Genomic DNA, 6,459 nt, shown 5'->3' with positions numbered 1-6,459 from the left:
GATATTATCCTGCGCCAAATCAATTTGCCGATCGTAAAGCTCAAAATGCACCTGTAACTCAGGATAACTATGCATCAGTTCGGTAATGGCCGGCGCAATATAGCTGCGCCCAAAGCCAAAGCTACAGCCGATACGAATCATCCCCGCCGGGCGCGTTTTGATTTGCGTGACGTCATCAACCAGATGCTGGTAGCCCGCGAGGATCGCCTGCGCATGTTCATAGCAACGTTGACCACTTTCCGTTAACGCCACACCGCGCGCAGAGCGGTTAAGCAACGTCGTCCCCAGCGTGGATTCGAGAATTTGAATACGTTTTGTCACAAACGCAGGCGTCTGCCCCAGCGTGGCGGCAGCGGCGCTAAAGCTGCCGCTATGAACAATTTCAACCAGCACCTGCAGGTCTTTCGCCAGGGGATACGTGTTCAGCATGGTCGGTATATCCGTAATGTTGTTAACCGCAGTGTAATTCCCTCACGCGTATTAAACCCTGCCTTTGCGCAATTTTTATTGCCTTACCTGGACATCATTCACGAACTGTTAATTGGATATTCACAGTGTCAAATAATATAAAACCACACTTTTAGTGATAGTTTGTGGCGGAGAATTTATTTCCAGAAAATAAAAGAACTGGAGTTTACAAGATGAGCAATCAAAATAACCAAAATGCGATAAATACGCTGACAAACATTGTCGCGAACTTTACCGCCATGATTTCTACCCGTATGCCCGACGACGTGGTGGATAAATTAAAACAGCTGCGGGAAGGCGAAGACTCGCCGATGGGTAAAATCATCTACCACACCATGTTTGACAACATGCAGAAGGCGATTGATCTGAACCGTCCGGCCTGCCAGGACACCGGCGAGATTATGTTCTTTGTAAAGGTCGGTTCCCGTTTTCCGCTGTTGGGTGAGCTGCAAAGCATCCTGAAACAAGCCGTTGAAGACGCCACGGTCAAAGCGCCGCTGCGCCATAACGCGGTAGAGATTTTTGACGAAGTGAATACCGGCAAAAATACCGGCACCGGTGTACCGTGGATTACCTGGGACATCATTCCTGATAATGATGACGCGGAAATCGAAGTCTACATGGCAGGCGGCGGCTGTACCCTGCCAGGACGCTCGAAAGTGTTAATGCCTTCAGAAGGCTACGAAGGCGTAGTGAAATTTGTCTTCGAAAATATCTCCACGTTGGCCGTTAACGCCTGCCCGCCGGTGCTGGTGGGCGTAGGCATTGCCACCTCAGTAGAAACTGCCGCAGTGCTCTCCCGTAAAGCGGTGCTGCGTCCTATCGGCTCACGTCATCCCAATCCAAAAGCGGCCGAACTGGAACTGCGTCTGGAAGAAGGACTTAACCGCCTGGGTATTGGTCCGCAGGGGTTGACCGGCAATAGCTCCGTGATGGGCGTGCATATCGAATCCGCCGCGCGCCACCCGTCGACTATCGGCGTTGCTGTTTCCACCGGCTGCTGGGCGCACCGTCGCGGCACGCTGTTGGTTCATGCTGATCTCTCCTTCGAAAATCTGTCTCACACCCGGAGCGCGTTATGAAAAAGATCCTCACCACCCCGATTAAAGCCGAAGATCTGGAAGATATTCGCGTTGGCGATGTCATTTACCTGAGCGGTACGCTGGTGACCTGCCGCGACGTGTGCCACCGTCGCCTGATCGAACTGAAGCGCCCAATTCCTTATGATCTGAACGGCAAGGCTATTTTCCACGCAGGCCCAATCGTGCGTAAGAACGGTGATAAATGGGAGATGGTCTCCGTCGGTCCAACCACCAGTATGCGTATGGAAGCTTTTGAGAAAGAGTTTATCGAGCAGACCGGCGTCAAGCTGGTGGTCGGTAAAGGCGGTATGGGACCGTTGACAGAAGAAGGCTGCAAGCAGTTCAAAGCGCTGCATGTGATCTTCCCGGCTGGTTGCGCCGTACTGGCGGCCACTCAGGTTGAAGAGATTGAAGAAGTGCACTGGACGGAGCTGGGCATGCCGGAATCCTTGTGGGTATGTCGGGTCAAAGAGTTCGGCCCGCTGATTGTGTCCATCGACACCCACGGCAACAACCTGATCGCCGAAAACAAAAAGCTGTTCGCTGAACGCCGCGATCCCATCGTGGAAGAGATTTGCGAGCACGTGCACTACATCAAATAACCCTTCCGGAGAGGCACAGAGCCTCTCCCCTTTCGCAGGGATATCACAATGGCACCTTTAGCTGGTTGGTGGCGATACCTGGCTCCGCTGGTGGTCATCGCCATTATTGCTGTTTTACCCGTCCCCACCGGTCTTGAGAGCCACACCTGGCTCTATTTTGCCGTCTTTACCGGTGTGATTGTGGGGCTCATTCTGGAACCTGTACCCGGCGCGGTCGTAGCGATGATTGGTATTTCGATCATCGCCGTACTTTCACCGTGGATCCTGTTCAGCCCGGAACAACTCGCGCAGGACGGTTTTAAATTTACCGCCAAATCGCTGTCGTGGGCCGTTTCTGGCTTTTCTAACTCGGTGATCTGGCTGATTTTCGCGGCCTTTATGTTTGGTACCGGCTATGAGAAAACCGGTCTCGGTCGGCGTATCGCGCTGATGTTAGTGAAAAAGATGGGGCACCGGACGTTATTCCTCGGTTACGCGGTGATGTTCTCCGAGCTTATCCTCGCCCCCGTCACGCCTTCTAACTCCGCGCGCGGGGCCGGGATAATCTACCCGATTATCCGCAACCTGCCGCCGCTGTATAACTCACAGCCCAATGACCCCAGTTCACGTTCTATTGGCTCCTACATCATGTGGATGGGCATTGTCGCCGACTGCGTCACCAGCGCGATTTTCTTAACGGCGATGGCGCCGAACCTGCTGCTGATCGGCCTGATGAAAGGCGCATCTCATACGGCGCTCAGTTGGGGCGACTGGTTCTTGGGTATGCTGCCGCTGAGCATTTTACTGGTGCTGATCGTGCCCTGGCTGGCATATGTGTTGTACCCGCCGGTGCTGAAATCCGGTGATCAGGTGCCGCGCTGGGCGGATACAGAATTAAAAGCGATGGGACCGCTCTGCGCACGTGAAAAAAAGATGCTCGGGCTGATGGTCGGCGCGCTGGTGTTGTGGATCTTCGGTGGCGATTATATTGACGCCGCAATGGTCGGTTACAGCGTGGTGGCATTGATGCTGGTACTGCGCATCATCAGTTGGGATGACATCGTCAGCAATAAAGCCGCATGGAACGTCTTTTTCTGGCTGGCCTCGTTAATAACCCTGGCGACCGGGCTGAATAACACCGGTTTTATTACCTGGTTCGGCAAGCTGCTGGCAAACGGGCTGAGCGGCTATTCACCGATCATGGTGATGGTGGCGCTCATCGTGGTCTTTTATTTACTGCGCTACTTCTTTGCCAGCGCCACGGCGTATACCTCCGCCCTTGCGCCAATGATGATCGCCGCCGCGCTGGCGATGCCGGAAATCCCGTTGCCGGTCTTCTGCCTGATGGTCGGTGCCGCTATTGGCCTGGGCAGTATTCTGACCCCCTACGCCACCGGCCCAAGCCCTATCTACTACGGCAGCGGCTATTTGCCAACGGTTGACTACTGGCGGCTGGGCGCTATTTTTGGCCTGATTTTCCTCGTGCTGCTGGTGATCACCGGTCTGGTCTGGATGCCTCTCGTTTTACTGTAAAATCCCATTGGGGCGACGTCTTGTCGCCCCTTTATCCATAAGCTTCTCATATGATCGATTTCCCGATGCGCTGAGGCATACTTTTTTGTACGCAAACACCCTCATGCTGATAAGGGGAACGCTCTGGACACGCTGGCGCACGAGACACTCACACGAGGCTGGCAGGCCGAACTGGATCTGCACTTTACCCGCACCGGGCACAAAACGGTGCTCGCCTCGGCGCGTCACTATGGACCTTTGACGGTTCAACGTCCGTTTTATCCCGAAGAAGAGGTATGTCACCTCTATTTGCTTCATCCACCTGGCGGGATCGTCGGCGGGGATGAGCTACATATTTCCGTATCACTCGATGAAAACAGCCATGCGTTAATCACTCAGCCCGGCGCGGGAAAATTTTATCGCAGCCGTGGGCCGCAGGCGTTGCTACGCCAGCATTTCACGCTCGCCCCGCACGCCACGCTGGAGTGGCTGCCGCAGGATACGATCTTCTTTCCCGGCGCTAATGCCACCGTCCAGTCCGTATTTCATCTGACGTCCGCAAGCCATTTGCTGGCCTGGGATCTGCTGTGTCTCGGACGCCCTGTCATGCAGGAAACGTTCAGCCACGGCACGCTACAAAACCGTCTGGAAGTGTGGCGGGATGGGCAACCGCTACTGATAGAGCGTTTGCAGGTGCAGGCAGGGAATCTGAGCGGCGTCGCACATCATCCCTGGATTGGTACGTTGCTGTGTTACCCGGCCAACGAACACATGCTGGAGGGAACGCGCGAGCGGCTTACGCCATTGGGGGATTATGCCGGGGCAACGCTTAACGACTCGCTGCTGACAATCCGCTTTCTGGCGAACGACAACCTGATTGTTCAGCGCGTTATGCGTGACATCTGGCAATTTCTGCGCCCGCTGCTGACACACAAAGCGCCCATGCTACCGCGAATCTGGCAAACCTAAGAGGCCCATTATGGAACTGACCCCCAGAGAAAAAGACAAGCTGTTGCTGTTTACCGCCGCGCTGGTGGCAGAACGTCGCCTGGCCCGCGGACTGAAGCTGAATTACCCGGAATCAGTGGCACTGATTAGCGCTTTCATCATGGAAGGGGCGCGCGACGGGCAAACCGTGGCCGCGCTGATGGAAAACGGGCGTCACGTGCTGCGCCGCGATCAGGTGATGGAAGGCGTACCAGAGATGATCCCGGATATTCAGGTTGAAGCCACATTCCCGGACGGTTCGAAACTGGTCACCGTCCACAACCCGATCGTCTAAGGAGCGGCAATGATCCCAGGTGAGTATCAGATCTCAGCAGGCAACATTGCGATCAATCAGGGGCGCGAAACCTGCACGATCGTAGTGGAGAATCACGGTGACAGACCCATCCAGGTGGGATCGCACTATCACTTTCACGAGGTGAACCCGGCGCTGCGCTTTGACAGGGCAGCTACGCGGGGCTTTCGTCTTAACATTGCCGCAGGTACAGCGGTACGTTTTGAACCGGGGCAAAAGCGCGAAGTCGAACTGGTGCGCGTCGCTGGCGCACAAAGGATGGTGGGTTTTCGCAGTGAAGTGATGGGCGCGCTGGAGGCAGATAATGAGTAACATTTCCCGCCAGGCGTACGCCGACATGTTTGGCCCAACCACCGGCGATAAAGTACGTCTGGCGGATACTGACTTGTGGATCGAGGTAGAAAAAGACTTCACCACCTACGGCGAAGAGGTCAAATTCGGCGGCGGAAAAGTGATTCGCGACGGTATGGGCCAGGGACAAATGCGCGCCCAGGCGTGTGTGGATCTGGTGATAACCAACGCGCTGATCGTTGATCACTGGGGGATCGTCAAAGCGGATATCGGCATCAAAGACGGCAGGATCTTCGCCATAGGCAAAGCGGGTAATCCCGATATTCAGCCCAATGTCACAATCCCGATAGGCGTAGGAACAGAAGTCATCGCCGGAGAAGGCAAGATCGTCACCGCGGGCGGCGTGGATACGCATATTCACTGGATCTGCCCGCAGCAGGCGCAAGAAGCGCTGGTTTCCGGCGTGACGACGATGATCGGCGGCGGTACTGGTCCGGCCGCAGGCACCAATGCCACCACCTGCACGCCGGGCCCGTGGTACATCGCCCGCATGCTGCAGGCGGCAGACACGTTGCCGGTTAACATCGGTTTGCTGGGCAAAGGCAATGGTTCAAACCCTGACGCCCTGCGCGAGCAAATCACTGCCGGCGCCATTGGCCTGAAGATCCACGAAGACTGGGGCGCCACGCCTGCCGCTATCGACTGTGCGCTGACCGTGGCCGACGAAATGGACATCCAGGTAGCGCTGCACAGCGACACGCTCAATGAGTCCGGTTTTGTTGAGGATACGCTGGCAGCGATCGGCGATCGCACCATTCATACTTTCCATACCGAAGGCGCAGGTGGCGGCCATGCGCCGGATATCATCACCGCCTGCGCACATCCGAATATTTTGCCCTCCTCCACCAACCCGACGCTGCCTTATACCGTCAACACCATCGACGAGCATCTCGACATGCTGATGGTCTGCCACCATCTCGATCCAGATATCGCTGAAGACGTCGCCTTCGCCGAATCGCGCATTCGCCGGGAAACGATTGCTGCCGAGGATGTGCTGCATGATATTGGCGCGTTTTCCCTGACCTCGTCCGATTCACAGGCGATGGGGCGCGTGGGCGAAGTGATCCTGCGCACCTGGCAGGTGGCGCACCGCATGAAGGTTCAGCGTGGTCCGCTGGCAGAAGAAATCGGCGACAACGACAATCAGCGTGTTAAACGCTACATC

Annotated in this window: 8 protein-coding genes; 7 read left to right on the top strand and 1 reads right to left on the bottom strand. The window is 55.8% G+C overall.

Annotated features, from left to right (window positions below; genetic code table 11):
* Positions 1-429: LysR family transcriptional regulator (locus tag KQJ18_RS20415; protein ID WP_216422607.1), on the bottom strand; the 429-nt coding region annotated here is incomplete at its 3' end.
* Positions 430-641: 212 nt separating this feature from the next.
* On the opposite strand from KQJ18_RS20415, the gene ttdA reads away from it, so the two are divergent.
* The 7 genes from ttdA to ureC all read left to right on the top strand — a co-directional run.
* Positions 642-1,550 carry a L(+)-tartrate dehydratase subunit alpha gene (gene ttdA, locus KQJ18_RS20410; RefSeq protein WP_069324354.1) on the top strand — a complete coding sequence of 303 codons (909 nt, stop codon included), beginning with the start codon at positions 642-644 and terminating at the stop codon, positions 1,548-1,550.
* On the top strand, positions 1,547-2,152 hold the full coding sequence (gene ttdB / locus KQJ18_RS20405; RefSeq protein ID WP_006688017.1) for a L(+)-tartrate dehydratase subunit beta: 606 nt from the start codon (positions 1,547-1,549) through the stop codon (positions 2,150-2,152). Before ttdA ends, ttdB begins: the two co-directional genes overlap by 4 nt.
* Before the next feature lie 48 nt (positions 2,153-2,200).
* A complete protein-coding gene (locus KQJ18_RS20400; RefSeq protein ID WP_216422605.1) occupies positions 2,201-3,664 on the top strand; it encodes an anion permease in 1,464 nt (487 codons plus the stop codon).
* Positions 3,665-3,787: 123 nt separating this feature from the next.
* Positions 3,788-4,612 carry an urease accessory protein UreD gene (locus KQJ18_RS20395; RefSeq protein WP_199979407.1) on the top strand — a complete coding sequence of 275 codons (825 nt, stop codon included), beginning with the start codon at positions 3,788-3,790 and terminating at the stop codon, positions 4,610-4,612.
* A 10-nt stretch (positions 4,613-4,622) separates the two neighbouring features.
* Positions 4,623-4,925, top strand: coding sequence for an urease subunit gamma (locus tag KQJ18_RS20390; RefSeq protein ID WP_137398602.1), 303 nt, complete (start codon positions 4,623-4,625; stop codon positions 4,923-4,925).
* A gap of 9 nt (positions 4,926-4,934) precedes the next feature.
* Entirely contained in the window at positions 4,935-5,255 is a 321-nt protein-coding gene (locus KQJ18_RS20385; RefSeq protein ID WP_137347605.1) for an urease subunit beta, read from the top strand.
* Positions 5,248-6,459: urease subunit alpha (ureC, locus tag KQJ18_RS20380; RefSeq protein WP_216422603.1), on the top strand; the 1,212-nt coding region annotated here is incomplete at its 3' end. The genes KQJ18_RS20385 and ureC, both read left to right, overlap by 8 nt.

The sequence above is a fragment of the Citrobacter sp. S55_ASV_140 genome (genome assembly GCF_018919505.1).
Taxonomy (GTDB): domain Bacteria; phylum Pseudomonadota; class Gammaproteobacteria; order Enterobacterales; family Enterobacteriaceae; genus Citrobacter; species Citrobacter werkmanii.
This window is presented reverse-complemented; position numbering and strand designations above follow the sequence as displayed.